This window comes from Mucilaginibacter lappiensis, assembly GCF_050433765.1.
GTDB lineage: Bacteria > Bacteroidota > Bacteroidia > Sphingobacteriales > Sphingobacteriaceae > Mucilaginibacter > Mucilaginibacter lappiensis_A.
On record NZ_JBNPWP010000002.1, the window covers coordinates 859,912 to 884,839 of the forward strand.

At 39.5% G+C, this 24,928-nt stretch carries 26 protein-coding genes and 3 tRNA genes; 5 read left to right on the top strand and 24 right to left on the bottom strand.

The window, feature by feature from the left end; all coding sequences use genetic code 11:
- Positions 1-56: 56 nt before the first annotated feature.
- From M2273_RS09010 to M2273_RS09025, 4 genes are all read right to left on the bottom strand, one after another.
- Entirely contained in the window at positions 57-287 is a 231-nt protein-coding gene (locus M2273_RS09010) for a DUF4287 domain-containing protein (protein ID WP_429395644.1), read from the bottom strand.
- A gap of 32 nt (positions 288-319) precedes the next feature.
- Positions 320-1,201, bottom strand: coding sequence for an alpha/beta fold hydrolase (locus tag M2273_RS09015; protein WP_429395646.1), 882 nt, complete (start codon positions 1,199-1,201; stop codon positions 320-322).
- Between the two features lie 178 nt (positions 1,202-1,379).
- Positions 1,380-2,180, bottom strand: coding sequence for a DUF5995 family protein (locus tag M2273_RS09020; protein WP_429395649.1), 801 nt, complete (start codon positions 2,178-2,180; stop codon positions 1,380-1,382).
- Positions 2,181-2,314: 134 nt separating this feature from the next.
- Positions 2,315-2,938 carry a MarR family winged helix-turn-helix transcriptional regulator gene (locus tag M2273_RS09025; protein WP_429395652.1) on the bottom strand — a complete coding sequence of 208 codons (624 nt, stop codon included), beginning with the start codon at positions 2,936-2,938 and terminating at the stop codon, positions 2,315-2,317.
- A 178-nt stretch (positions 2,939-3,116) separates the two neighbouring features.
- Between M2273_RS09025 and M2273_RS09030 the strand changes: the two genes are divergently transcribed.
- On the top strand, positions 3,117-3,593 hold the full coding sequence (locus tag M2273_RS09030) for a hypothetical protein (protein ID WP_429395655.1): 477 nt from the start codon (positions 3,117-3,119) through the stop codon (positions 3,591-3,593).
- 142 nt (positions 3,594-3,735) lie between these two features.
- Positions 3,736-4,407: an NAD(P)-dependent oxidoreductase gene (locus tag M2273_RS09035; protein ID WP_429395658.1), complete on the top strand. Its 672-nt coding sequence runs from the start codon at positions 3,736-3,738 to the stop codon at positions 4,405-4,407.
- 27 nt (positions 4,408-4,434) lie between these two features.
- On the opposite strand, the gene M2273_RS09040 is transcribed toward M2273_RS09035, so the two are convergent.
- The 4 genes from M2273_RS09040 to M2273_RS09055 form a co-directional block, all read right to left on the bottom strand.
- Positions 4,435-4,710 carry a hypothetical protein gene (locus M2273_RS09040; RefSeq protein WP_429395661.1) on the bottom strand — a complete coding sequence of 92 codons (276 nt, stop codon included), beginning with the start codon at positions 4,708-4,710 and terminating at the stop codon, positions 4,435-4,437.
- Between the two features lie 603 nt (positions 4,711-5,313).
- Positions 5,314-6,384: a hypothetical protein gene (locus tag M2273_RS09045; protein ID WP_429395663.1), complete on the bottom strand. Its 1,071-nt coding sequence runs from the start codon at positions 6,382-6,384 to the stop codon at positions 5,314-5,316.
- 374 nt (positions 6,385-6,758) lie between these two features.
- Positions 6,759-6,831, bottom strand: a tRNA-Lys gene (locus M2273_RS09050).
- Between the two features lie 133 nt (positions 6,832-6,964).
- On the bottom strand, positions 6,965-7,978 hold the full coding sequence (locus M2273_RS09055) for a WD40/YVTN/BNR-like repeat-containing protein (protein WP_429395666.1): 1,014 nt from the start codon (positions 7,976-7,978) through the stop codon (positions 6,965-6,967).
- A gap of 208 nt (positions 7,979-8,186) precedes the next feature.
- Here M2273_RS09055 and M2273_RS09060 point away from each other — a divergent pair.
- Together M2273_RS09060 and M2273_RS09065 are read left to right on the top strand one after the other, a co-directional pair.
- A tRNA-Leu gene (locus M2273_RS09060) sits at positions 8,187-8,270 on the top strand.
- Between the two features lie 76 nt (positions 8,271-8,346).
- Positions 8,347-8,430: transfer RNA gene (locus M2273_RS09065), tRNA-Leu, on the top strand.
- Positions 8,431-8,453: 23 nt separating this feature from the next.
- Here M2273_RS09065 and M2273_RS09070 read toward each other — a convergent pair.
- The 15 genes from M2273_RS09070 to M2273_RS09140 form a co-directional block, all read right to left on the bottom strand.
- Positions 8,454-8,918, bottom strand: a complete 465-nt coding sequence (locus M2273_RS09070) for a hypothetical protein (RefSeq protein WP_429395669.1) — start codon at positions 8,916-8,918, stop codon at positions 8,454-8,456.
- Entirely contained in the window at positions 8,915-9,166 is a 252-nt protein-coding gene (locus M2273_RS09075; RefSeq protein ID WP_429395671.1) for a hypothetical protein, read from the bottom strand. The genes M2273_RS09070 and M2273_RS09075 overlap by 4 nt, the downstream gene beginning before the upstream one ends.
- Entirely contained in the window at positions 9,163-9,627 is a 465-nt protein-coding gene (locus M2273_RS09080) for a lysozyme (RefSeq protein WP_429395674.1), read from the bottom strand. Before M2273_RS09080 ends, M2273_RS09075 begins: the two co-directional genes overlap by 4 nt.
- On the bottom strand, positions 9,627-9,854 hold the full coding sequence (locus tag M2273_RS09085) for a hypothetical protein (RefSeq protein WP_429395676.1): 228 nt from the start codon (positions 9,852-9,854) through the stop codon (positions 9,627-9,629). Before M2273_RS09085 ends, M2273_RS09080 begins: the two co-directional genes overlap by 1 nt.
- 4 nt (positions 9,855-9,858) lie before the next feature.
- Complete coding sequence (locus tag M2273_RS09090) at positions 9,859-10,011, bottom strand: hypothetical protein (protein ID WP_429395679.1); 153 nt, start codon at positions 10,009-10,011, stop codon at positions 9,859-9,861.
- A 21-nt stretch (positions 10,012-10,032) separates the two neighbouring features.
- Positions 10,033-13,806, bottom strand: coding sequence for a sialate O-acetylesterase (locus M2273_RS09095; protein ID WP_429395682.1), 3,774 nt, complete (start codon positions 13,804-13,806; stop codon positions 10,033-10,035).
- A gap of 4 nt (positions 13,807-13,810) precedes the next feature.
- On the bottom strand, positions 13,811-14,695 hold the full coding sequence (locus tag M2273_RS09100; RefSeq protein WP_429395685.1) for a hypothetical protein: 885 nt from the start codon (positions 14,693-14,695) through the stop codon (positions 13,811-13,813).
- Positions 14,695-15,309, bottom strand: coding sequence for a hypothetical protein (locus M2273_RS09105; RefSeq protein WP_429395688.1), 615 nt, complete (start codon positions 15,307-15,309; stop codon positions 14,695-14,697). Before M2273_RS09105 ends, M2273_RS09100 begins: the two co-directional genes overlap by 1 nt.
- A gap of 93 nt (positions 15,310-15,402) precedes the next feature.
- Positions 15,403-16,686, bottom strand: a complete 1,284-nt coding sequence (locus tag M2273_RS09110; RefSeq protein ID WP_429395691.1) for a hypothetical protein — start codon at positions 16,684-16,686, stop codon at positions 15,403-15,405.
- Positions 16,683-16,931 (bottom strand): hypothetical protein, encoded by a 249-nt coding sequence (locus M2273_RS09115; RefSeq protein ID WP_429395694.1) that lies wholly within the window; start codon positions 16,929-16,931, stop codon positions 16,683-16,685. The genes M2273_RS09110 and M2273_RS09115 overlap by 4 nt, the downstream gene beginning before the upstream one ends.
- Before the next feature lie 79 nt (positions 16,932-17,010).
- A complete protein-coding gene (locus M2273_RS09120; RefSeq protein WP_429395697.1) occupies positions 17,011-17,598 on the bottom strand; it encodes a hypothetical protein in 588 nt (195 codons plus the stop codon).
- Positions 17,599-17,714: 116 nt separating this feature from the next.
- Positions 17,715-18,926, bottom strand: a complete 1,212-nt coding sequence (locus M2273_RS09125; protein WP_429395699.1) for a hypothetical protein — start codon at positions 18,924-18,926, stop codon at positions 17,715-17,717.
- 107 nt (positions 18,927-19,033) lie between these two features.
- Positions 19,034-20,236 (bottom strand): head maturation protease, ClpP-related, encoded by a 1,203-nt coding sequence (locus M2273_RS09130; RefSeq protein ID WP_429395702.1) that lies wholly within the window; start codon positions 20,234-20,236, stop codon positions 19,034-19,036.
- 692 nt (positions 20,237-20,928) lie between these two features.
- Positions 20,929-21,159, bottom strand: a complete 231-nt coding sequence (locus M2273_RS09135; protein WP_429395705.1) for a hypothetical protein — start codon at positions 21,157-21,159, stop codon at positions 20,929-20,931.
- Positions 21,160-21,261: 102 nt separating this feature from the next.
- Positions 21,262-23,646, bottom strand: a complete 2,385-nt coding sequence (locus M2273_RS09140) for a hypothetical protein (protein ID WP_429395707.1) — start codon at positions 23,644-23,646, stop codon at positions 21,262-21,264.
- Between the two features lie 100 nt (positions 23,647-23,746).
- On the opposite strand from M2273_RS09140, the gene M2273_RS09145 reads away from it, so the two are divergent.
- Positions 23,747-24,361, top strand: coding sequence for a tetratricopeptide repeat protein (locus tag M2273_RS09145; RefSeq protein WP_429395710.1), 615 nt, complete (start codon positions 23,747-23,749; stop codon positions 24,359-24,361).
- A 24-nt stretch (positions 24,362-24,385) separates the two neighbouring features.
- On the opposite strand, the gene M2273_RS09150 is transcribed toward M2273_RS09145, so the two are convergent.
- Positions 24,386-24,553: a hypothetical protein gene (locus M2273_RS09150; RefSeq protein ID WP_429395713.1), complete on the bottom strand. Its 168-nt coding sequence runs from the start codon at positions 24,551-24,553 to the stop codon at positions 24,386-24,388.
- Positions 24,554-24,928 lie beyond the last annotated feature (375 nt).

The window sequence follows — 24,928 nt, forward strand, 5'->3', positions numbered from 1 at the left end:
TATAGTCCATAGTCTTATCGTCTCATAGCCCTATAGTCCTACCGTTCCATAGTCCTCTACTCGCTATCTTCATTTTTTATGCCCTTTAGTAAGGCAAAAATAGCCATGGCGTGCCCGTGCCCAAGGTCAAAATCGTCCTTAAGCCATTTTACTATATCGCCGGCTTTGGTGCTTGATTTGAGTTCGCCGTTTTGGGTAAAGCCCTTTTCTTCGGCCAGTTTTCTGAAGTCTTGTGGACCTTTGCCTGTTTTTGATTTGATGGTGGTAAGATATCCCTGGAATGACATGTCGATATATTTTAGATAGTTATTATTTGATTTTAGAAAGGCATATTGTTTTGCTTTTTAGCACCTGTAAGGAACTCATCTACCATGGCTGTAAACAACTCGGGAACCTTACTGCCGGTATCCTTAAAGTTTATCTCGCCAAAAAATTCACCATGACCGCCCGGCAATATGGCCAGCCTGCCATGAGGTAATAAACGACTCATTTCTACCGCGTGTTCCGGGCGTACAACATCCTGATCGCTCGCTACAATCAGCGTAGGCGCTTTAATAGATTGGATATCTTCTGCTTTCCAGTCTTTAAAGTTCTGCATTCTGCTAAGATCTTTATCATGCATGTTTTGCAGTTTGGCCGGGTCATTGGTAATACTTAAAAAAGTATCCTTGTATACCTGCGGCATATCTTTGAAAGTGGCCTTTGCCATAAAATCCCAGAACCATGGATACATCCCATCCCTTTTATATATAGCCGAAATGGCGATCAGATTGTTTACGCAGTCGGGGTGCCTTATGCCTATCTGCAAAGCTGTGCTGCCGCCGTTGCTAAAACCCAAAATATCAGCTTTGGGTATGTTCAGTTGTTTTAGCAACTCAGCCACGTCATCAGCATCCTGCTCAAAAGTTTCTGGCGCGTCCCTGTCGCCCGTATGGCCGTGGGCCTGCAGCTCGACAGCGATAACCTGGTGGGTTTTGGCCAGCATAGGCAATATTTTACCAAAGGTGGTATTAATAGTGGAGCCGCCTCCATGTATAAGTACCAGTGGTTTTCCGGAACCATGAACTTCGTAATACATTTTAATGCCATTTATATTGGCATATTGGCCCAGCTCTTTGGTTTGTGCCTGTATATTATTAGCTGTCATCATTGCCATTATGATTAGTGGTATTTGAACCAGCGTGTTATTTGTGTTTTTCATAACTGTAAATTTTATATCCAAAGTTACTGTCGCCTGCCCATTTGTTAAATGGGCGTATCCGACATTTAACGGGGCACTTTGCGACAAATTAAAACTTTTATATGCTTTGTGTACTATTTGGATATATCATCGGATCAGATTGTTACGACCAAAAAACTATTTAAATGTAAATTTATGGTTAAATAGGGCTGGGTGTAGCTGTAACCGGGTTCACAACTATCTTTTCCTTTTGATAATCATGCAGGGCTTTTATAATTTTTGATGGGCTTTTCCACTCAAAAACATGGATGAGCCAGAGTGTAACGCGCATAATACCAGTGGCATGTGCAAGACCCTGCGCAAGCTGCGTAATGGTTTTGTCGCGGGCCGTTATGCAATCGGTATAGGCGGCGTTCTGTTTTTTTAGCAGATCTTCGGCAAAACACCAGGCACCATCGCGGGCATTGCTTATACTGAACTGGATAAGTATGGAGTAATTGGAAGAATGCAGGCCCAGTAACGATAACAGGGGCGATACCCGGGTGATCTCATTTATTACCTCGTAAGTTAACGCCGAAATAATAGTGTTAATGGAATCAAAATCTTTCTGAACACCATCCATATTGCCGCCACTGGATACCTCAACAGCGGCTATACCCAGATCAAGGTTAATGTGCGCGTTCATGCCCAGCAGCAGGTGCTGTAAAACCAGGGTTGATGAACTTTCGGTCATTTCAAAAGCTATGCGCCATGATGCACTGAGGGGTTGCTTGCTTTTCCAGGCGGCATAAGCGTCGAGGTAGCGATTGGCGAATACTACGTCGAATTTTTCCATGCGCGGCCCATTTTCAAACTGCCCTTTGGCAATACCATCGCGTACGCTTGCAGTTACCTTATAGTATAAAGCAGCAAAATACCCCATGCGATTATTGGTGGCAATGCTTTCTGTAATTATAGTTTGCAGGGAATCAATAACCTGGTTAATAGTGGTGGCTGGCATTTTTTAATGGTTTAGGTAAATAGACGTGCTATAAATTTAGATAAAATATAGTGCTTTTTATTGAATAACCAAAAGGACAGATCTCATCTACCAGGAAAAATGAAGCCTAATCAGACAGATACACCTGGATGCGGCTACATCATTTCTTGGAATATTTCTTCAAAAGTTTTATTCTTTTGCTTTTGGAACATGCCATCAAAGCGTTCATTAATGGGGGTAAGTAGCTGGATGCATAATTGTTTATCCTCATCAGTGAGGCCATGCATCATCATCGCGGCAACTTTAAGAACCCTGTCCTTTGCTACTTTAATAGTTTCTTCGCCTTTTACGGTCAGCTTTAGTCTTTTAACGCGCTTATCCTCTTTATCTGGATATTCATTGATCAATCCTCTTTTTTTTAACCTGATGAGCATATTGGTACCGCTTGATAATTCTATGATGTTGTTATAGATCGCTTCTGACTTTATGGGATTGATCTGGTTAAAAATGGTTACCAGTATACCAAATTCTTCAATCTGATCAAGCCCGGTACCTTCCAGTGCTTTATTGGAATAAACCATGTGATATTTCCCTATCCTTCTAAGCAGTATCATGAGCCTCCCGTTTATATCGGGAAGCAATTGCCATTCCTGAGCAATCCGCTTTTCGTCTTTTACAGGTAATGACAGGTGGTGACGACAGAAATCTTCTATTGTACCATTTGGGTGCTGATCTTCATAATCTCCCCATAGCTTAACCAATTCTACTGTTTTGTTCAATTTATTTGCTCCCTTTTGGTAGCAAATCTAAATAAATAACAAGAATATTTGTTATTTACTACCAAAAGGTATATTTTTGTATATAAATACAACCAAAAGGTATAGTTTATAATTAATGATGTATTTTATTTTTTGTACATCGTTATCATTCAAATTGTTATAAATAAAATTACTAAACATGAACACACTAACTTTTCTTCAAGGTCTGTTAACGCTGCATGTTACAGGGCTTATTTTGATGGCAGGTACCACCATTGTTGATTACTCAGCATTTAAAACTTTTTGGGAGTTAATTGACAAGGGACAGGAGCGGTCGACGGGGTTGTTAGAGGCTACATCAAAATTTTCCAGGCTGGCGGGTATTGGCGCTGCCTTGCTCATACTCACAGGCATTGGGATGATGGCATTAACACATGGCGTTTTTGGCGAGCAATTATGGTTCAGGATAAAGTTTGGCCTGGTCATTATTTTAATTCTGAACAGTTTACTTGTGGGGAGAAGACAGGGATTAAAGCTCAGAAAAATTATGACTACAAGCGGCTCAGATACTACCGGGCAAGTTGATAGTTTGAGGGCCAGTTTAAACTGGTTTTATCTTAGTCAGCTGATCATCTTTTTCGTAGTGATCTTTTTAAGCGTTTTCAAATTTAATTAGCCAATCATGAAAGGCATCATCAGGATATTGCTTGAAGTACGCATTTTTCTGAAAATGCCGGTGGGGGTTCACCTATCTGTCATGTGTTTATTAATAAAGCTTTCAAAAAAAGAATCAAAGTATTTTAAAGTAAGATCATCAAATGGAATTTCAACAAAAATCACAAGTATATAGGTTATTAGTAATAGGAGCAAATGGGGGTATAGGTAGGCAATGCATTGAAATAGCCCTAAAAGCCGGGCACAAGGTTACCGCTGTATTACGTAATCCGGCCAACCTAACCCTTGCACATCATAACCTGGAAGTTGTGCAGGGAGATATCATGCAGCCCGAAACATTTGAAAAATACCTGCCTAACAAGGATGCTGTAATATCAGCAATAGGGGTAAAGGGAGGTTTACTGAGCGACAAGCCCACAACGCTATATTCCCAGGGTAACGTTAATCTTTTAGCAGCCATGAGTAAGATGGGGGTAAGCCGTGTTTTCTTTATTTCCGCATCTGCTATTGAAATAAGCCCGATACTGCCTTTTTTTATAAGGTTGGTGGCCAAATATATTGTTCAAAATTTGTTGCGGAACATGTATGACGATCTGCGAAAAATGGAAAAATTGGTAAAGGAAAGTGATAGTACCTGGACCATTATGCGCCCGCCGCAGCTTACCGACAAGCCTGTGACCGGTAATTACCGTTTTGCCATCAATAGCTTCCTGAAAAATTGTTTGAGCATTTCACGAGCAGATGTTGGTCACTTTATTATTAATAACATCAGCAACGAGGCGACTTACCAAGCAACGATTGAGATAGGTTATTAAAATTATTGATCAGATAAGCGTATTGGATTAATGAGCAATGCGAGGACTGGTGGTGTTCATTAACTTAAAACTACAGTTCCACGAACCATTCCTCACCTCAAATAACAACTCTGTATCTCTTTCCGGAAAATGCAGCTTTACACAGGCCGTGATCTCCTGTTTGGCTTTAGTGTATGCTAAACGGTAATCCTCGTTAGTTTCCGGCAAATTAATGATAATGTGATCCTTAAACACGTTGAGTTCCCAATAAGCGGAACAATGGTCTCGGATAAGATTTAATATATTTTCCTGAACTATTTCCATCTTAATTCTTATCTAAATGATCAGATATTATCGATTGACAACTATTAACAGAATAAACCGGCACGTAAGAAAATGTATTGGAAAAACGGAAAATCACCCCTGCATAGGATTTACAATTGGTGCAACAGGAGTATAGCTACAAGTTGTAACCAAACTGTAGGCATTGTGTTTTAAAAAAGCTAAAATATTTTGAAAAAGAGTGTCTAAAATGACGGATGCTTTTATAATTATGCAAAAACATAGCTGATATTATTTAATTTTACAACTAATTGTTATAGCCCATACTTCCGTTTTTTTTAGCCGTACCCTTATTTTATATGTCGGAATAATTACTCCGGTTTCTTTGCTGGTATTTGCTGGCCCAGGTTTGTCTTTAAGTCTGGATGCTTGATTGTCCACATGATGATTAACAATCTAATGGCTATTAGATAATGAAAACTGATAAAAGGCAAAATAAAAAAGTATGGCTGGAGATTTCTTTTTTCCTTAAAAGAGAAATGAGCGTTACTTTAGTATTCTGGCTGATTGTATTATTAATTGTGATCATCATGTATATGTTTGGTGAAGTAAGATAAATATTTTTCATTTTAAATGCGCGATGCTTTATTTCAATAACAGTTTTCTGATAGTTGAATGATCGCTAAAATAAAGTGTGTTTTCGTCTTTTGACAATACTAAATAAAGAGCAAAAACATTGGCGCTTGACCCAACGCCATCAACAGCGGTTACATCATACTTTTGAGGGCCAACAAGAAACTGAAGCTTGCCATTCACAATGCTCTTAATGGCGCCATTATCTGCAACATACAATACACGGCTATCCTTTGAGCCTGTAAGACTAAATATATGTGTAAACTTTAAATCTTTATATATCTGGGTAAAGACCCCTGCCGGGGTTAATTTATATATATGATTATTGTTTATCACAATGTATTTTACTCCATTGTAACCGATGTAATAATTGCTGATACTATAATCACCATTTTTTTCAGGAAGTGAAAGTGAATCTCTTGGTGGTAAAAAAGCGTTAGTGCCAATTCGGCCATTTACGTCTGTATAGAATTTTTTTAGTGAAGTTGGAACAGCTACTGTACTGCTGGCACGATAATATTGTTGCGAGAACCATAAAAAACTACCGGAAGGGTCTTTTTGAAGTCCGGTATAAAATGCCCAGGTACTCCCATACGGACTTGGTGGCAAAGGGGTGGATAATGTTCCGTCTGGCTTTAGTATCCATACACGTCGGGTGCCGCTTTGTATTAAAACATTGATAGTGCCGTCATTTGATAAACGAACATATTCGGGGAATAAAAAACTTTGCCCATCGCTGCTTGGCGGTATATTTATAGTTGAAACAATATTAGGAGGTGTAATTTTTCGGATTTTGTGATTATCAAAATCGGCCACGTAAATTGTGCCATCATCGGTAACATCAATTCCAAATGGATAATAAAACCTGGCCTGTTTGCCTGCTCCATCTGCCAGGCCAGTTTGGATAGGGTCTCCGGCAATAGTTACAACAGTAAAAGGGAGGTGTGAACCATCCGCATTCAATACGTGAGTTGACTTCACGTTGTTGGCCTTAACTGGTAATTGATCATCGGTTTTTTTACAGGATGAAAACGCGAAAAAAACACTTAAGGTTAGCATTGATAAGGAATTATACTTTTTCATGGTATAGTTTTTATCAAAGTTAGCGTACGTAACAAGCTAATTTTTAGCAACCAGGCAAATGTTACTTCTTTGTATACCAAGTGTGAAATATCAACTTAAGGCTATTTCTGTATGCTTTAGAAATTGGTAGAATCCTGAAAATTGAGTTTGGTATTTTTGACTTTTGGGATGAGTTGCGCAAAGAAAATAGCTTTTCTTCTCCCACAAACTTTCTCCATTAATCCCTGATCCCAAGTCGAATCGGGTACCAGTTGGATTGATTTGAAATGATTTGTTTATTTTTTGACAGAGTAGAAAAAAAACATTTTAAACAGAAAAGGCGCATTTTCATGCGCCTTTTCTGTTTAAAATGTCGACCTGTTGGGAGGTCTTTGTGATCCCGCTGGGATTCGAACCCAGGACCCCAACATTAAAAGTGTTATGCTCTACCAGCTGAGCTACGGAATCATCCTTTCAACTTCTTCGATACTGTAATCGTTTCCGTTTTAAGTGGTGCAAATATAGGAGTATTTAATATAGTCCGCAAGTGCTTTTTTCAAATAATTTAAAAGTATTTCCTAAGGCATTAATTGCCAATAAACTACATTTTTAATATGGCTATTTTACCGCCATTTCCAGCCAATAACACCAGTTTTCCGCGTTTTGCTTTACGGCAAACATTAAAACTGGTGGCATCAATTTGCTTCCATGTTTTGCCTCCATCGGTAGTTATATTACTACCAGGGGTGCCCGTCGACAGAAAAACGCCATCATTTATATACTCCACACATGACTGAAAGCCTGCCGGACCTTTGTTTGGTGAACTAAACGAAGTTATATTATAAATAGTTGCTACCGAATCTGTTTTTTTATCCTTTGCATAATCTCCGCCTAAGATAATAGCCTGATCTTTCCCTATCGACATTGAAAATGCCCCCTGGCTACTTTTGCCATGAGTAAGCGATAATTCTGTGTAACTCCACTTATTATTACCGGCAGGTAAAGTGATCATTCGTGCCACTTTACCACCAGAAACAATGCTCACCACCCCGTTTTTACTTACCCTCAAACAAGTTCCGCTTGCGGCAAAAGCTGCTTCTCCGGGCAAAGCATTTGGTGCGTTTTTCATTTCAGTCCACGTTTCTCCACCATCTTTGGTTTCCATAAGCAGGAATTTGTTGTTAATCGGGTCGCCCAAAATATACCCATGTTTGGCATCGGCAAAATCCATAGCATCAAAAAAGTAAAGGCTATCGGTTTTACGATATTTCTCCTGCCAACTTTTTCCGCCATCAATAGTTTTTAATACTATTGACGGGGTGCCAGAACTCATGATCAAAGCTTCCTTGTCTGAAAAGGCTTCTATATCTCTAAATTCGGAATTTTCATAACCTTTTATCTGCTGCCAGTCCCATTTTTTTCCGCCACTGTTGGTTATGGCTATATATCCATTGCTGCCACTTATCCAAGCTGTTTTATCATTTACAACTGATAAGCCTCGGATACTTGTGGGTTTGTCACGTTGTAAAAGCATTATATTTTGGGCCTTTGCAATAAAAGAGAAGAATATAAAATGAAATAAAATGCTGAAAATGAGTTGGTAATTGATTTTCATTTATTGACGTATGAAGATTAATGTTTATCCGAAATTAAATTTTAATAACACAAGTAACAACAAGTGGTCAATTTTTGTATTATTTAGATTGCAATTTGAAGGAAACGATTATATTTGCACGCTTATTAATAAAATAATGTTGATATTGAATGCCAGGGTTTACTAATAGTGTTTATCCCTGATTAAAATTGAAGCATTCAAGGAATAAGCCCGGATGGCGAAATTGGTAAACGTTGCGGTCTCAGAAGCCGTTGAGAATTGTCTCTTGAGAGTTCGAGTCTCTCTTCGGGCACGCCTAATGTAGGGGAAGCAGTCTTAGGCCAATAGTTATGTAACAATTGGCCTAAGACTGTCGACTTCTAAAAAAAGCCCAGGTGGCGAAATTGGTAGACGCACCATCTTGAGGGGGTGGCATTCGTAAGGATGTACGAGTTCGAATCTCGTTCTGGGCACGTCAAAAACACTATTATGCTTATTAAAGAGAATTATTGGCAGATTGTTTAAATTTCTGCTCATAGTACCATTGAGATAAGTAAACACCATCACTCCAACTCAACTTGCCATCGGCTGCTATTTGTGCTATAAGAACAGATAAATGGTGTAGAATACCCGGCTTAATATTTTCGTCGACCGTTTTCATGACCTCTAAAGCTGCTTTTACTATGGCTTCAGGTTGGGTTAAATTTAATGAACTTTCAACTAACTTTAATTCCATTAAAAAAATCGGGAGTGACTGTCTGAGTTTATCTCTTATAACATTATCAATATTACCTGGAATAAGCGTAGTTATAATATCGCCCGTTGGTGAATCAACAAAAGTTTTAATATTCTCAGTTATTATTACACCTATTTGTATAGCTGTTTTGAGCTCGTTCGGGAGACTGTTGAAAACATTTTTGATCTTGTCCCATATTTTTTTTAAAAAAGTTTTTAAGCTCATAGTTTTTTATTGTCTTTAAGTTTATTTACTTCTTGTTGCAGTAGGCTTACCTGGCTCTCAAGGACTTTCAAACGGACCTCATTTACACGAGTTGTTGTTTCCTGTGTAGCCCTAACATTAGATATCTCCCACTTAAGCTGAAAGTATGAAGTCATAACAGATATTACAATACTTACGGTACTTATGATGGTTACCATAATATTTTTAATGGTAATGCCTTTAATTTCACGATGTTCAATAGTTGTCATAATTTTTTAAATAAAATACTCTCCAGGACTCTTCTTTTTGTTAATGCATCGCACACTACCTTTCTACCTGTATGCGGATCTGTTATTTTATTCCATGGAACAAACCAGTTGGCAGCAGTAGCATAATCTTTCATATTCAATTTTTGTAGTAACGTTGATTGTAATAAAGCATGAGTTCCTAAATTATAAGTGAAGGATACCAATGCATCATATTGGTTTTGTGAAAGGGGAACAAGTACATAGCTATTCACTGCATCCTCAAATTGACCCAGGGTATCAAGTAAAAGTGAATCAGCTAACTCTTCATTGTCCAACTTATCGCCCGGTATTACAGCTTTACCGTTTGCATATCTTGTTGAACCGTATCCAATGGTCCATACTCCGGCTTTATCTTTATAGGCATGTAAAACCAAGCCTTCAAAGTTCTTTATCAATGCGATTCCGTTTTTACTTATTTTCATTATAGTTTTGCTGATATTATACTTGCCGGAGTAAATAATTGTTTACCTAAATACGCCACACCTGCTGCTACACCTGTATGCCATATTGAGGTAAAATCAAAAATAAATTGCCCTTTCTCAACCGACTCAGCAACCATGGCAAATACAGTACTGGCCGCGGCCACTATTGCCCCTTTTAAAATATCCTGCGTGTTTAAGCTTAAAAAGCTTGAGGTGATTTTTTGCATGATCTTATTTTTTAATTGTATAAATCCTGAATAGTTTAGCGCTTAGTGCTTCAAGCTTGGCCACACTGTCAATGGCTGCTTTTCCATTCATGCACTGTTTCCTAGCCGCACACCCCATAAAGGATGCAACCACCATTATTATTAATATCTTTTTCATATTTATTTAAATACAGTTGCTTTAATGATTATACCAGGATGTCGAATTAGACCTATATTGTCTATCTTGATATTGAGAGAGGAGTGTATTACCGCCCAAGACAGTGTTTATGGTTACTGTATTAGCACTTGTATCTGTTTTGGTAATATATATTGTATATCCTGCAAAAGTTACGGCCGAAGGCATTGTGATGGTTACATTTCCATTTGTTGCATCAACATATAAATCAAGCGTTGAATTTTTACCAGTTACAAAATCACCAGAAACGATCGTGTAATTAGCGGTTTTTGATAAAACATTATCAAGGGTTGATATATCACTGGTTAAAGCAACAGTTCCACTTTTATCTGTAGGCCAGTTTATAGTAGCAGTTACAGATTGTGCAGATGGATATGCTATATACAATGGCGAGGAGCTTGGTGATATATAGGATATTTGATCTCTTCTATACGCTGTAAATTTCGTTCCGGTTAAATCAGAAAATACACCAAAACCACTAGCCTCTTGTGCGCTATATATAGTGCCGTTATGTACACCTATATTGCCTGCACCAGTTAAAAGGATATTACTTGTAAATGTTGCAGCCCCCGTCCATGTTTTATTTCCTGCTATACCTGTTTGATTTGTGCTATTATCTATATAGTTACCTAATTGCCCAAAGGCAACAGCCTGTGAAGCTATAGTAGCATTCGGTACAATAGGAGATACTGAAAACGTATTATTACCTCCCCAGGTGTTTGCGCTACCAAATAAGTCAAAATAAGCAGGGGCCGCACTTACTGTACCATTACCTGTTGAAGTTAAAAATTTTGTAGTTGTAGTGGTATTACCAGGTAACCTTGTCTCCACACCTGATACTCCAGCATAGGATAAATCACCCAAAGTGGTATTTGGGTTTGAAGCAAAACTAATAGTAGCTCCGTTTCTTCTGCCTCTGAATTGAGCTATTGAACTATTGTACCAAATACCTCTGTCGCTTACAAAGCCCGGGTCACCTGCTATATTGGGGATACGCACCATTTGACCGCCATTAAAATCCACAAGTTTATCGTTCCTTACAGCTATTGCCGCTGTACTCGAAAGTGGTGTGCTTGAATTTGTAACTACTAATGAAAAATCCGTGTTTGATGTAGTTAAGCCCTGTAATAATGTAGTAGCAATACCTCCAGAACCACCACCTACATTAAATGCACCTCCTGCCTGAATTATAAACTGACCATTGTTTAAGAATCTGTAACGGGGCGTGTTACCACTATCATATATATTTAATGCAGATTCCGTACCGGTAGTTAAGCCCTTAATATACACCCTTGATGACGCACTGTATGTACCCGGTTTAACGCCTATGCCTAACGATGTGCCGTTATACTGGAAGGTCGTGTCTGAAGTTAAAAATCCATTTAAATCAGCGAATGTAATATTATTCCGTGGTATCCCAGCGGACGTTGCTGCTGTTAATTTTTGTCTTACTGTTAAAGTACTATCGGTTATAAATTCATGTAAGCCATCCCGGTAATACGCGCCCTCAATAGGCGTTAACAATGTTTTACCTTTATTTACTATAACAGATGATGTAGTATCATTACCACCCGCTATATGACTAAAGGCCAAAGGTGTATTTACTCCAAAACCCGTCTTATCAAAAATATTATAAGTAGTTCTACTCTTTTCAACCTGTACAACATTCTGAGCAGCTTCATCCCCCATGTAATTTAGCCCCGGTTGCAGATAATGTAATCCGTCGGAATACATCCAGCCTTTTGCTTTAAAGCCGTAAGAACTACGTGATACTACCTGTGTCCAGGTGTCAGCCAGTGCTACTGTTTCATCGGCGTCTCTTACAGCCTTAAAATAATCAGTGCCAGAATTAGTTTTACTTATCCTTAAAATATAGAATGGTATTTTAGGATAATAGCCCCGCCAAAATGATATGAAGTCAGTAAGGGTATCCCTATACATTTTAGCCGTTTCTGTACCCATAAATATTGGGAATGCGTCTTGCTCACCTTGGTGCCATAATATAAATATTTTGCCAATTTTATACCCGGCCGCCTTTGCAGCGGCTATTGCGGCTGCTACTGTATCCCTCGCCTGATACCTTAACGTACCTGATGAACTCCAGTTGCCTTGCCCAATATCAGCTTCCGGACACATTGCGGAGCCTCCTTTAGCACGTGGCACAAATAATATCTTGCGGCCGGTCAGTTTATAATATCGTGCTGCGAATGCTGGCCAAGGACTGCCAGTTATAGCATTTCCAACAGGATCATTAGCGACTTTTATTTTGCCATTGTAATACTGAATTGCTGTTCCAGGTACAGTTTTAGTTGATTGAGTGCTATCTCCATGCGCTGCCTGGGCATTTGACTGTCCCATAGTGATAACAACATCATGAACTGTTGTATCAACTTTACTATCAAGTATAGCAGTCTGTGCCGATAGCTCTTGCAACCTTACAACATCAGTTGGAGCAACAGGAGCGCCCGTAGCAGTAATAACTCCGTTAACTTTCAATGATGTGGTTCCAGATGGTGTATTCCAATTCTCATATACTAATTGACCATTAGCATTCATTCTCAACTGATATCCGTTATCACTTCCAATAGCATCATATGCTCTTAAAGCTGTATAGGTGCTATTGGAACTTAAGGAGAATCCCGGCTTGCCAGGGCTTGCTAAAAGTAATTCAGGAGTAATAACATCTGATGTAGCGGTTACATTACTTGCGGTTATATTCCCATTTATAATTTGGTTGCCATTAAAATTATTATTTCCGGTTAAATGAGCATAGGTGTTTGATATCGTTGCGCTATCTGGCACATCCCCTGCTTTCAAATAAAACTTATTTGTGTTATAATCTTTTATTGTACCGTTTGCAAATACTGTAATATCGCCACTTATTTCATCTGTTAACCATAATTGATGACCTATCCCCGGCTGAAAAAGAGAATGGCTATTCACATTCACGTTATCAAAGAATCGAAGTTTAGTTGGCTCAAATATATTTATCCCTTGTGTAAAGACAACAGGATTTGGGCCACTAAATGTAGCGTCGCCAGAATAAAATTGATTACCAGTAAAAACGTTACTTCCATTTAAATGAGCGTATGTATTTGCTACTGTTGTGCTGTCTGATAATCTGGCAGATGTTATATATCGTTTTGGAACTAAAGAACTATCTCCCAAATTACTATCATCATTCCATAAATATTTTATTCCCCGCCTTTCAGAATCATCTAATCGTGCGCCATTCGTGGCATCGGAATAAAAAGTAATGTCTTTAGTTGGTGTGTGGCTATTTAATTGAGCACTGACTTGATCTGCATATACTCTGCTATAATTAACCTGAAAATCTGTAGTAGCTGTTAAAGCAAAATTATATGAGCCGAAGTTATATCTTGAACTTTCTCCCATCTCAAAATCTCCAATATTTAATGCTAACCCTCCATTAAAATTAATATAGGTAAAATCGGTTAATGTGCCCCCTAATGTAAAATCATTACCAACTTCTGTTATACCATTTGAGCCTGTATAAATAGGGGAATGGGCATCAAAATACCCATGGGTTATATACCCATTATCATTAACACTATCTGATTTAAGTTTAAAAAGATTCCGTAAATAACCTACATAACCTAAAGTATCATAACCAATAGGTGATTTTCCTGGATAAAAGTTTAAAATATATCCTGTTCCTGCTTTCCATTGGGGGGTAACCGTTTGAGCCTGCGATCTTATTCCCCATAAGGAGGAAATGGTCAGTAATAATAAAAGTAAATATTTCTTTAATTTCATGTTGTTAGTCTTTAATTATTATAATTATGTCGCTGGCAAGATTTCCGCTTCCATCATCATTGGCATTTATTACTATACTAATCGGTGGGTATACAGTTCCTGTATCAATTTCGGCTTGACTTGTTATTATTTTACCTGTTGCCAGTTTAACCATGATGTCAGGATAACTTCCATGTTGTGAAAATTCAGAGTAGTCTATGGTGATAGGCAATAGTTCGCCAGATTCGTATGTGATTAGTGATGGTGCTTGCACTCCGTCAGGTATGAGCGATGTAGCAGGCCCCCATATGCCGTCAGTCTTTGGGCCGAAAATATCATAGGTGATGGTATTGATATAAAAGTCTCCATTAACTCCATCGGTGAGGTTCGATGGAGTATGATTTCCATTTAATACCGTATTTCCATTTGTGCCGCTCGTTCCATTTGCTCCAGGTGTGCCAGCCGAACCTGGCGGCCCCGTTTGCATTGAAAATACCTGATTCCAGACATCTGCTGATTTCTTATAGAAAATACCGCTAACGGTGTTTACATAGGTATCATTGTTTTTACCTATAGCTGAGCCTGGATTGTTGTTTCCATATAAAACAGTTCCGTCTGGAGTATTGCCCGAAGGCAAAGTGTAAGCTACTGCCCAAATACCGGTTATCTTTTGAGCAAAAGAGCCACTGTTCGTATTCACAAACACATCACCATTTTTACCAACGCTATTAGAAGGTATTGAGGTCCCAAATGTGATAGTGGCTCCAACAGATAATTCTGAGCTAATAAATTGAAGCAACGTATTAAAAGCGAACTGATAGTCTACACCATTCTTTACTAAAACCGAAGTGTCATTAGAACTAATTGCTGATGCTACAGGTAATTCACTTATTTTTTTATCGGTTGCCATCAGTTTAAAAATTCGGTTATTGGTAAATTATAATTGTTATAACTGCCGGGATAATTGAAATCTGTTTTGTCAATGCCCCTTATTCGGGGCCCCGGCTGTCTACTGCTTTTATTTTTATCATTATAATGCCAAAGCGGAAAGTCTTCTTTATTATCCCATAAAAATTTCTCCACCTCATTAGCGTGAGCATTTGCTGTACTACGTTGTTGCTGAACCAATTTTACTATTGCAGGTGCCGAAAGCGGATCGCCGTTATCATGATGTTTAATTACAGGCCCGGTGGCTGTGTAGTGCACGGCATCGTTCTCAATAAACCGGGCAAAAGTGAAGTATACAAGTGTAGGTGCCAAGCCTTCATACAAAACAATGTGACCATACTGGTCCAGATATTCGCTGCCATTAAGCAGGTCTTTATAATGCTGAGGGGTATCGTCTTTTAGCGTTCCATCTTCATTAAAGCAGGTTAAAAAGTCATAATATAAAGCATGACCTAAAAATGGTTTCAGGTCGAGATCCTGTGCTTTTTTGATAAATATTTTCAGGCGTTCAGGTTTTATGTTTACAGTAATATCCTCGTAATGCTGAAAAGTGGTTTGATTGATAAGATAGATCATAGCATGGCCTCCCAACCCCCTGAAGGGGGTATGTTAAAGTGTTTTTTCATAATTAATATTTGTTAAAGTGTAATTACTCCCCCTTTCAGAAGGTTAGGGGCACATTGCTTCGGCTTCGGCTTGTTTAAAACCATACGCGTGTACCAGCGCGGCTATTTTACTTTTTGCAGGAATGGTTGATAATAGTAACTGATTTATACTATTGCCGGCTTTAATTCCCGCGTTATCATCGACAGCTATGGCTGGTACAGGTATAATATTCCAGTTGCCGCCCGGATTAACATCAATGTAAAAATGGTTGAACACTTCGGCAAAAGTTTCTGATAGCTCAAGCCTGTCAGGAGCCGTGTTGTCATTAAACTCAATGATGGCTTCCTTTTTTTCGCTGCCATTACTTAATCCTGATGATTTTTCAGAATTGATGAGTTCTTTTGGTATCGAAAAACCTTTGATGATACGTGCTTCAACTGATCTTTCAGTGGTTTCAAACAGCCTGTCATTATTCTGAATAGGGTAGGCCTTAAATTCAGGCTTTGAGTTTTCATCTTCGTACTCAATAACAATTATTTTTTGAGCACTTTTTGCTCCCTGGAAAGCACCAAGATCTTTTTCTAATTGCGATGGAATATTTACCCCAGCGTATTCATCAGCATCTGGCCTGCTGTTGTCTGCTTCTTCTCTACGGGCTTGCATAAACAACATGGTTGATGGCAAGAAGCCTGTTGTAACTTCCCGGTTATTAAAAATTTTAATGCCTGCTTCGGTTTCAAAATCTTCCCAAACAGAATCAGCCTCTATCAGTGGGTAATCATCAACTTCAGGGTTAAAATAAAATAGCTGTCCCTTATAATGCTCCCATCCACCAGCATCAGTAACTTGTTGTTCGATTACAGCGGGATCAGGATTATATTTATCCAGGAAGGTGATCTTACTGCGCATAATGTTTTTCCAGGTTTTGCGACCCCAGTCTGAATAAAGCGCATACTTCTCCGCTGTATCCACGCAATCCGTATCGCCCATGCGTATGTCTTCAAACTTTACATAGTTTACCGATGCTATTTTAAAATTGGCGTTGTAATTTATATGAATGCCAAAGCCGGTAAACAAAGCTTTATCATTCGCTAAAGCTTTTAACAATTTAGCCAACGTAAGGCCTTTGGAGTTAATAATCTGTTTGCCGAGATCTTTTTCCTCAAAGCCATTGCCAGCTATAAATTTGGCTCTTTTGTTCCAGCAATCTTTTGCTGTAGGCGAAGCAGCTACCAGTTCCAGCATGCGTTGCGGGTAGGCATTATCCAGGTCATAGTTGAGTATGCCATAGGTTTGATTCGGCCTTACTAATATTCTTCGCTCAATTTGTGGCAAATAGGTCTTCATAAGTTTGTGATTATTGAGTTATTGAATTTTTCCTGAATTTTGGTTTTTGGGCGAGAAGATGTCGCCGACTTTTGATCTTTGGGGATCTGCATAAACAAATCGGCTATATGCGGATATTTTTCTATATACCACTTGGCCTCTTCATCATTCAGGTTATCATTGCTGTGCACTGCCGCAGAGCCCGGGGCGAACTGATGCTTGCCGGGCTTTAGAATGTATTTTTTTGTCATAATCTCATTAGTCATCAGGTCATTAGTTTTTATTGGTGAGTATTATAGTCATTAGCCATTCTGAAATGACTAATGACCGAATGACGCAATGATATTATGCGGCTACCAACGCTTCAATTGCTGCTATGGTACTTGCGTATGTGGCACTGCCACTTGTTGGAGCAATAGATATAGCGCGCGGAGGATAAGGTTCTTTAAGCTTATCAGGGTTGGTCAGCTTTAATTTGTAACCTCCATCCAATGTTTCATCGGCGGCATTGCGCTCGGCATCGGTCAGGATCAACCCGTTAACTGCTCCGAAAAGTTCAACGGCCGAATCACTCGATTTGTAGTTGTTTACCGCTATGGCACATACGCGACCGTAACCCATAGCCATTAACTGCGTTTTAATATCAACCGAAAGACCGGCAATGTTGAAGTCAATCTCCTCAGTATAACGTGGCCCTACCTGTGTTTTAGCCAGCTTAGAAGTGGTGCCGAAACTATTGTTGGTACCTTCAAATTTGTAAACTTTAGCGGTACTTATGGCGGTTAAACCTGTAACGATAAGTGGGTTTGCAATGTCGTAGGTTAAGGTGATATCGTCCTGGTTAAAGATGTAAATAACATCTTCAATACCCGAAGTAATTGGCTCATCTGTACCCAGCTTGAACCCTGCGTTTATTTTATTATAAATTGACATGTATCTTAATTGTTGAATTATTGATTGATTGAATTAATTGAATTGACTGAGCTTTGAATTATTGAAATATTGCTGAAGAGCTTCAATTCAATAATTCGATAACTCAGTAATTTGACTTACGCGCTCAGATAAAACAGTTCGTTGGCAAATTTGTAGTTTACAGCGGCCTTCATACGGGCTTTCATGCGCACAACGTTATCATTAGTGTAAGGCTTCATGTAAACCGTTGATAGCTCAGAAGCATCGCCAAGCAGATCGACACCCAGGAATAAGTTTGATGAACGTGCACCCAAGATGGTATTAGCCTGCCAGTGGTTCATGAGCTGTAATGGTAAGCCCAGGTAATCCATTTTTTTAGGATCAGTAAAGGCGTTAAGTACATTAACCGCCTTGTCGGCCTGGGCCTGTGCGTAAGCATAGCCAACGTGTAAAGGTATCTGCAGGTTAAAATCGGGCTGACTACGATCTGCAGGATCAAGCTGGGCATAAATGCTTGTTAAAACACCCAGTACATTACTTGCATTGATGTAGCTTACCGTAGCTGCCGTTGCCGTACCGCTAAAGGTTGCTGGTTTGCGGGTATTTACCTCATTGTAGTTGCGCACCAGTTTAAAAGTGGTTGAGCTGGCTACTTTAATAAAGTACGATTGCCCCTGTACATTTGGCGCGCCTGAAGCACCATTTGTAGTATCCTTGCTGGTACCGGTTACCGCGGTGATAGTCACCACGTCGCCATCAGATAGGGTAGCTGTATCTGCAACGGTAACTACACCGCTGGCGTCAATAGCTGTGGCAGCCATAGAGGTTGCCGGTTTGCTCAAGTCAACCTTGTAAACGCCTGATGCTGCAGCGATAGTTGGTAACAGCCCAGGGAATGCGGCTGTAAATGCAGCCTCTTTAGTAGCGCCTTTGCCTAACCAGTATAACCGCTCGTTGGCTATTTGTATTTTGGTTAAGTAACGTTGCACCATAAAGTCCGATAGGTCAACGATGCCTTCATAGTCCATAAAAGCCCCGGGTTTAAGGGCTTGTGCTTCCCATGATTGGGCAAGCTTGTCCCATTGTTCCTGCTTCATAAATTCGTACACTACCGGGTCAAGGTAGCTTTCAGTTTGTTGAGCGGTTGTGCCCTGATCGGTAAACAAACCGGATGGGTTTTGCAGTACAACGTCGTCATCAACATCAAGTATAACCTTGCGCGATTTTACGTCGTTAATTACGGTTAGCAGACCACGTTTTACGGAATCGGCTTCCAGCAGCGTGCTTGCCATGAATCCGGCCAGCGCTTCGCCGGCATAGGTGTTGTTAGTGAATGTAAATTGAGCCATAAAAAGGTTTTGCCCCCCAGCCCCCTAAAGGGGGAGCTTTTGATTTAAATGTTTGCTTTTAGGGAAAGAGGTTATATTATTTAATGTTGTTTTTTAAGGTTCCCCCTTTAGGGGATTAGGGGGGCTACCGCTCTTTTTACCGCGTTTTTAGCTATTTCGCTTTGAGGGGCGAAGAAGGGCGCGGCTTCGGTTTTTGCTTTGTTGCTGCGTTTGGAACCTTCGGGAGTGAAGTTTGATTTTATTTCGTTTTTTACTTCGATATGGGTTTTTTGCAGGCGATTGTTTGCATCTTCCAGAGCTACCCTGGCTTCGCTTAATAAGGCGTTTTGTGCATGTAGCCGGGCTTTAAGTTGTTGAACGCGGTTTTGAATTTCTATAGGGTTTTTAGATGATTTTAGCTTGTTGTCGGGAAGGTCGTCGTCTTCATCATCGGCATTAGGATCGGTTTCGGCAGAGGTTACTTGTTGAACCTGTCCCTTTTCCACGGCAATCTTTTTACCGTCGGCAGTGGTGTAAGTATCGGCAGGGACAGGGGTGGTCATGTCCTCGTCCTGGTACACTTCGGTGCCTGTGTCCATGTCGCCTGTGTGGTGTAGGGTGCCTTTGTCAGTAATGGTTTGTTTGTTCACCACTTTTTTGAAGAAGTTCATGATCTTGTCTAAAACCGACGTGGTTTTCTCGATAAGTTCTTTGTTTTCGATGTTCATGTTGTTTTTATTGTTTAAGATTTTGTTTATGCATCGCTGGTAAACTGCTGGCGCGGTGTTGGTGTATTTTTGGATGAGGGCACTGTTGATAATGGTTGTGCTATAATCATCTACCTGGTCAATAAAACCCAGATCAAGTGCCTGGTCGGCAGTCATCCAGGTGACGGAGTTGATGAGGCTGTTTATAGTAACTCCGTCCAACCCGGATTTGTCCATGTAGATCTGCGCCAGGCGCGATTGCACTACATTTAACATCTGCACATCTTTTAAAAGCTCATCGGCATTACCGCCAGAGCCTACCATCGGCTTGTGGATCATGAGCAAGGCGTATTTACTCATCACCACCTGCTGGCCGCCCATTGCCACAACCGAAGCTGCCGAGGCGGCCAGCGCATCAATATATGTAGTTACCCTGCCGGGATATTTTTTAAGGAGATCATAAATGGCTATGGCATCAAAGGCGCTGCCACCTACTGAGCTGATGTGTACATCCACATCATCGCCGGCTGCCGCTGCCAGTTGTTGTTGTATGTAAGCAGATGACAGGCTGCCCAAACCTATACAATCGGTTTCGGTATCGTATAAATAAATTTTGTAGCTCATTTTTTTGAGTGTTGGATTGTGTGTAATGAGTTTTGAGTTTGTTAGAATCAGAATTAACAGAACAGGTGACAATAATTCTGTGAATTCATTAATTCTGAAAATTCTGATTCAGACAGTTGTTTTGAAGTATGCCTGGCTTGTTAATAACGAGCAGAGTTGCCTGTGTGTTTAATATGCTGATTGGCATAATTCAAAGATCAGAATTTGTTTTTACCTTGATGGTGACAGTAGTTTGTCAGTGGCTGTATTTTGTCTGAACAGGGATTAAGCAGATTTTTTGGATTTTAGGATTTTGATCTGCGCTGTTTTAATCCAGGTAATCTGTTAATCCCGTAAATCGTGGTTCAGATTAATTGATATTCAAATATCGGAACAATTGTTTAATACAATGGTGACAGTAGTTTGTCAGTAGTTGTATTTTGTCTGAACCGGGATTAAGCAGATTTATCGGATTTTTGGATTTTGATCTGTATTGTTTTAATCCTGGTAATCTGTTAATCCCATAAATCCTGGTTCAGACGAATTGATATTCAAATATCGGGACAATTGTTTAATGCAATGATGACAGTAGTTTGTCAGTGGCCATTTTTGTCTGAACCGGGATAAAGCAGATTTATCGGATTTTAGGATTTTTATTTGCATTGTTTAAATCCTGAGAATCCTTTAATCCTAAAAATCCCGGTTCAGACAATCTATTGTGTAAAACAATTCAAGGCCCGCCATACAGTGCGTTCGTCTTTACCAAACTTTACTTCGGCCTCCAGTACCGCCTGGTTTTTGCTGATGCCGCGGATCTGCATCTGAGCGTGTATCCAGAGATAAATTTCGCGATAAGTAAATATTTTAGTGGTGATGAAACCAGCCTTATACATGGCCGAAAATACCCCTTCATCAAAGAGTGTGTTTGCAAGTTGGATATTCATGAGTAGCCCCTCCCGTCCCCTAAAGGGGATGCTTTTAATGGTTTGGTTTGAAATTATTTATTGACCTTGATTTTACCCCCCCCCCTTCAGGGGCCGAGGGGCTTACAGATTTACCCTGTTAACCGTTTGGGCCAGTATGTTTTGCTGGTTGTTTACGTCCTTCACATCCACATAAATAGGGGGGAAGTTGTTGATCATTTGGTAGGCCAGGGTGTTGGCCAGATCTTTTACATCATTAACCGGCTGATTGTAGTACCGGTTGGCATTGCCGCCATCAGTAAATATCCCCCCTATGGCATAGCCGCTCCCGGTATCGGGTGCCGAAAAATCCCTGCCGCCATGGGCAACGTTAATGGCGCTAACCAGATTACGTGCCCAGGGATTGCGCATAGCCTCAGACACTACCACAGCTTCGCCCGAACGCAGGAAAGCATTGGTGTTATCGGTGCGGCTGTAACCTGGCAGCAAGGCCCCACGCCCGTCCGACTGGTAATGTAAACCTCCTTTGGCATATTGTGGTGGCTTTTGCGCCACAATAGTGGCTACCTGTATGGCTGTGGAAGCAATAATGCCGGGAATAACAAAGGGAGCCAACATACCGGCTTGCGAAGTGACTTTGGTAATCGCCAACGCGCCATTGATAACGGCTTGTAATATAGATGCCTTTTGTTCTGCCTTGAAGGCTTTTATCTTTTCGGCATTTTCCTGTTTTTGGTATTTAGCCTCAATGGCCTGCCTTTGGGTGCTTGTTAAGTTTTTATTGCTTAGCTCGGCAGCTTTATCTTTTTCAAGTCCTTTTATTTTGGCATCGCTTTGCGATTTGATGTTGTTACCGATGATGGAAAAAGCCTTATCTGAGATCTGTTGGGCAGTTTGCAGGGCAAAATCCTTGCGTTGCTGCTCACTTTTTTGGATAGCATCGGTAATTTCCTGTTCATACTGTTTCCTGATCTCGGCGGTGTCTTTACCTGCTTCAGCGGCCTTTTGAATCTCGAAATTATATTTATCAGTAATCAGCTGTTTTTCGGCTTCGAGTTTACTGCCGGGTAGTATAACCCTGTTTACATTTTGCTGATATTTAGCTAACAGCTCTTTTTGCTGTTGGGCCTCAACCAGGTCTTTTTGCTGTTGCTGTACTTTTGCCAGCTGCTCAGCATCCATCCGCTTAATGATCTCACCAATGCTTACGTGATATTTTTCTTCCAGTTGCTGGCTTTCCTGGTGGTATTGTTCCTGGGTTATGAGTTTGTTATCGAGCAAATTTTTTAAAGCAGCCTGCTCTGTAGTGTAGTTATTATGATCTTGTTCTAACTTTTTATTAAAGGCATTTGTAGTTTGCAGGAGTTGTTTAGTAAGGTAATCTGTGTAGGCTTCCTCATTATCAGTAAGCGATTTTGTTTGATTAATCTTTTGTGTGGTTATAATTTGATTTTGCTGGTCACTACCCTTCTTTAAACCAGTAATTACCTGCACCCCGGATTTTTGTATATAATCATTGATTGATTTTACTAAAACCTCATTCTGTCCATTTAAAAGTTTTGAATCAGCAACATGGTCAGTAATTAATTTTCTAATTACATCGCGTTCCTGGGTAAGTCTGGATATGGTGGCTGGCCCTGCTGCGTCTTTTGAATCGGTTCCCATTCCAAAAGTGCTTCCACCGTTAACTGGCATATTTTCTAATTTGTCATGTTGTTTTTGGATTGAATTTAGTTGTTTTTCGAGGCTTTCAAGTTGAGGGGTGAGCTTTTTTATCGTATCGTTATTGCCAAATTGCCTGATTTGATTTTTAACCATTATCTCTTCTGCTGCCCGGGCTCTTGAAGATGCGATAATTGCAGCGGATAGATCATTATATTGTTTTGTGGCATTACCTGTTAAGATTATGTCGTTAGATATATTTTTAAAATAACCAGGGTATTGATCCCGTATTTCATTTGCAGCCTTTTGACGCTCTTTTAATGAAAGCGTATGATTTTGAGTTGCGCTGTATAGTAGTTTTAATTGTACCAATTCTTGCTGTGCATTTTTGTCACCATTTGATCTGGATTGAATCAGCGCATCCATGATGATCTTATTATCTTTCATGGCCTTTCCTAAAGCTGATAATGTGGTTTGTCCTTTTAGCATATCAGCCACCCAGCTTATAATTACACCACTATACGTTGTAAGCAAAGTAATACCTACCGATATGATGGAGTTCCAGGAAAACATAGATGAGGCCAGTTCAGCAAAAACACTTTTGGGTTTTTGCCCCGATGCTGCAAGTTCTTTATTCTGGGCGTTGAGTTTTACCATGGCATCCACCACTTCAGGAAGTTTCTCGCCTATAGCTTTGAGCCCGGCTTGTAAGCCTTCGGCAAACTCGGGCAGTTTGCTGTTAACCCCGCTTATAGATGTTTTTAAAGCATCCAGGGCATCTTTGTAGTCTTTTGCTTTTTTAATGTCGTCGTCGGTTATACCGGCGCTATTGTTTTGATTTTGCATGTATTAAATATTTGTATGGAATGAAAATTGAATTACAAAATAATTTGGCTGTTTTTGTGTAATTACTATATTTGTTAGCAATAACCTTATCTATATTAAATTGAAAAATCTAAAATTATCACTGCTTATTATTTCATTATTTTCCCTTTTTTCCTGCAGTCGCTCTGCCGAGTCCTATTTTAAAGAAGCTAACGATAGCTTGTATATAGGCAACAATTACAAGATAACCGCCGAGCTTTATTCTAAAGCTATAACTCTGAAGCCTGATTATGCCGCAGCCTATGTTAATCGCGGGCACGCTAAATTGGGGTTACAAGATTATTCCGGGGCACTAATTGATTTTAACAAAGCACATGAGCTTGACCCAACAATTAAAGAAGTAAATTATGGAATAGGCGTTGCGAAAGATAACCTGAAAGATTATGATGGTGCTATAAAAGCGTATACCAAGTGTATTGATGATAAATCTAATTTAAAAGGTGGTTATTTAGCCAGGGCCGATGTTAAAGAACAAATTAAAGACTATCAGGGTGCTTTAGACGATTATAATCAAGGTATAAAGCTTTCAAAGCCTAAGGGCTATTATTATTATAGAAGGGGTGAGCTGAAAATAAAAATGAACGATAAGAACGGTGCATGTTTAGATTTTCACAAGGCACTTGATTTAGGTGAAAAAATATTTTCCAAAGATGAAATTGATAAGTATTGTAAATAACTACCAATTATTTATATCGATTTTTCACCTATTGATTTGAGCAAGGGCTTGTAAGCCCTCAGAAAATTCTGGTAGTTTACTATTAACTCCATTGATGGAGTTTTTTAAAGCATCCATAGCATCTTTATAGTCTTTTGCTTTTTTAATGTCATCGTCGGTTATTGTTATACCGTTGTTGTTTTGATTTACCATAAAACTAAATGTTTATAATGCCCAATGGCATAAATTAGATGTATTTTTTAACCCGTATATGTTATTCAATTAAAATAATGATGGATCGCTGGCAGATATCCCGAAGGTAAATATGTAAATATTAGTATCTGCAATTATATAATTGTCAGGCATTTTGTCAGGGTTATGCCTATAATTAATATCCGGCGTTTATTTTTGGTTAAGATGGTATTATTAGATTGTTTTACTGATCGGCGTTTTGCAAATGGGGCATAAAGTTAGGTTTTGCTAATTATTTTAGTAAAAATAAATAATAGATTGATCAATTCCAAATAATATTTAGGGTCATGTATAAATAATTTCAGGATAATGATAATATTGGCCAAACTAAATAAC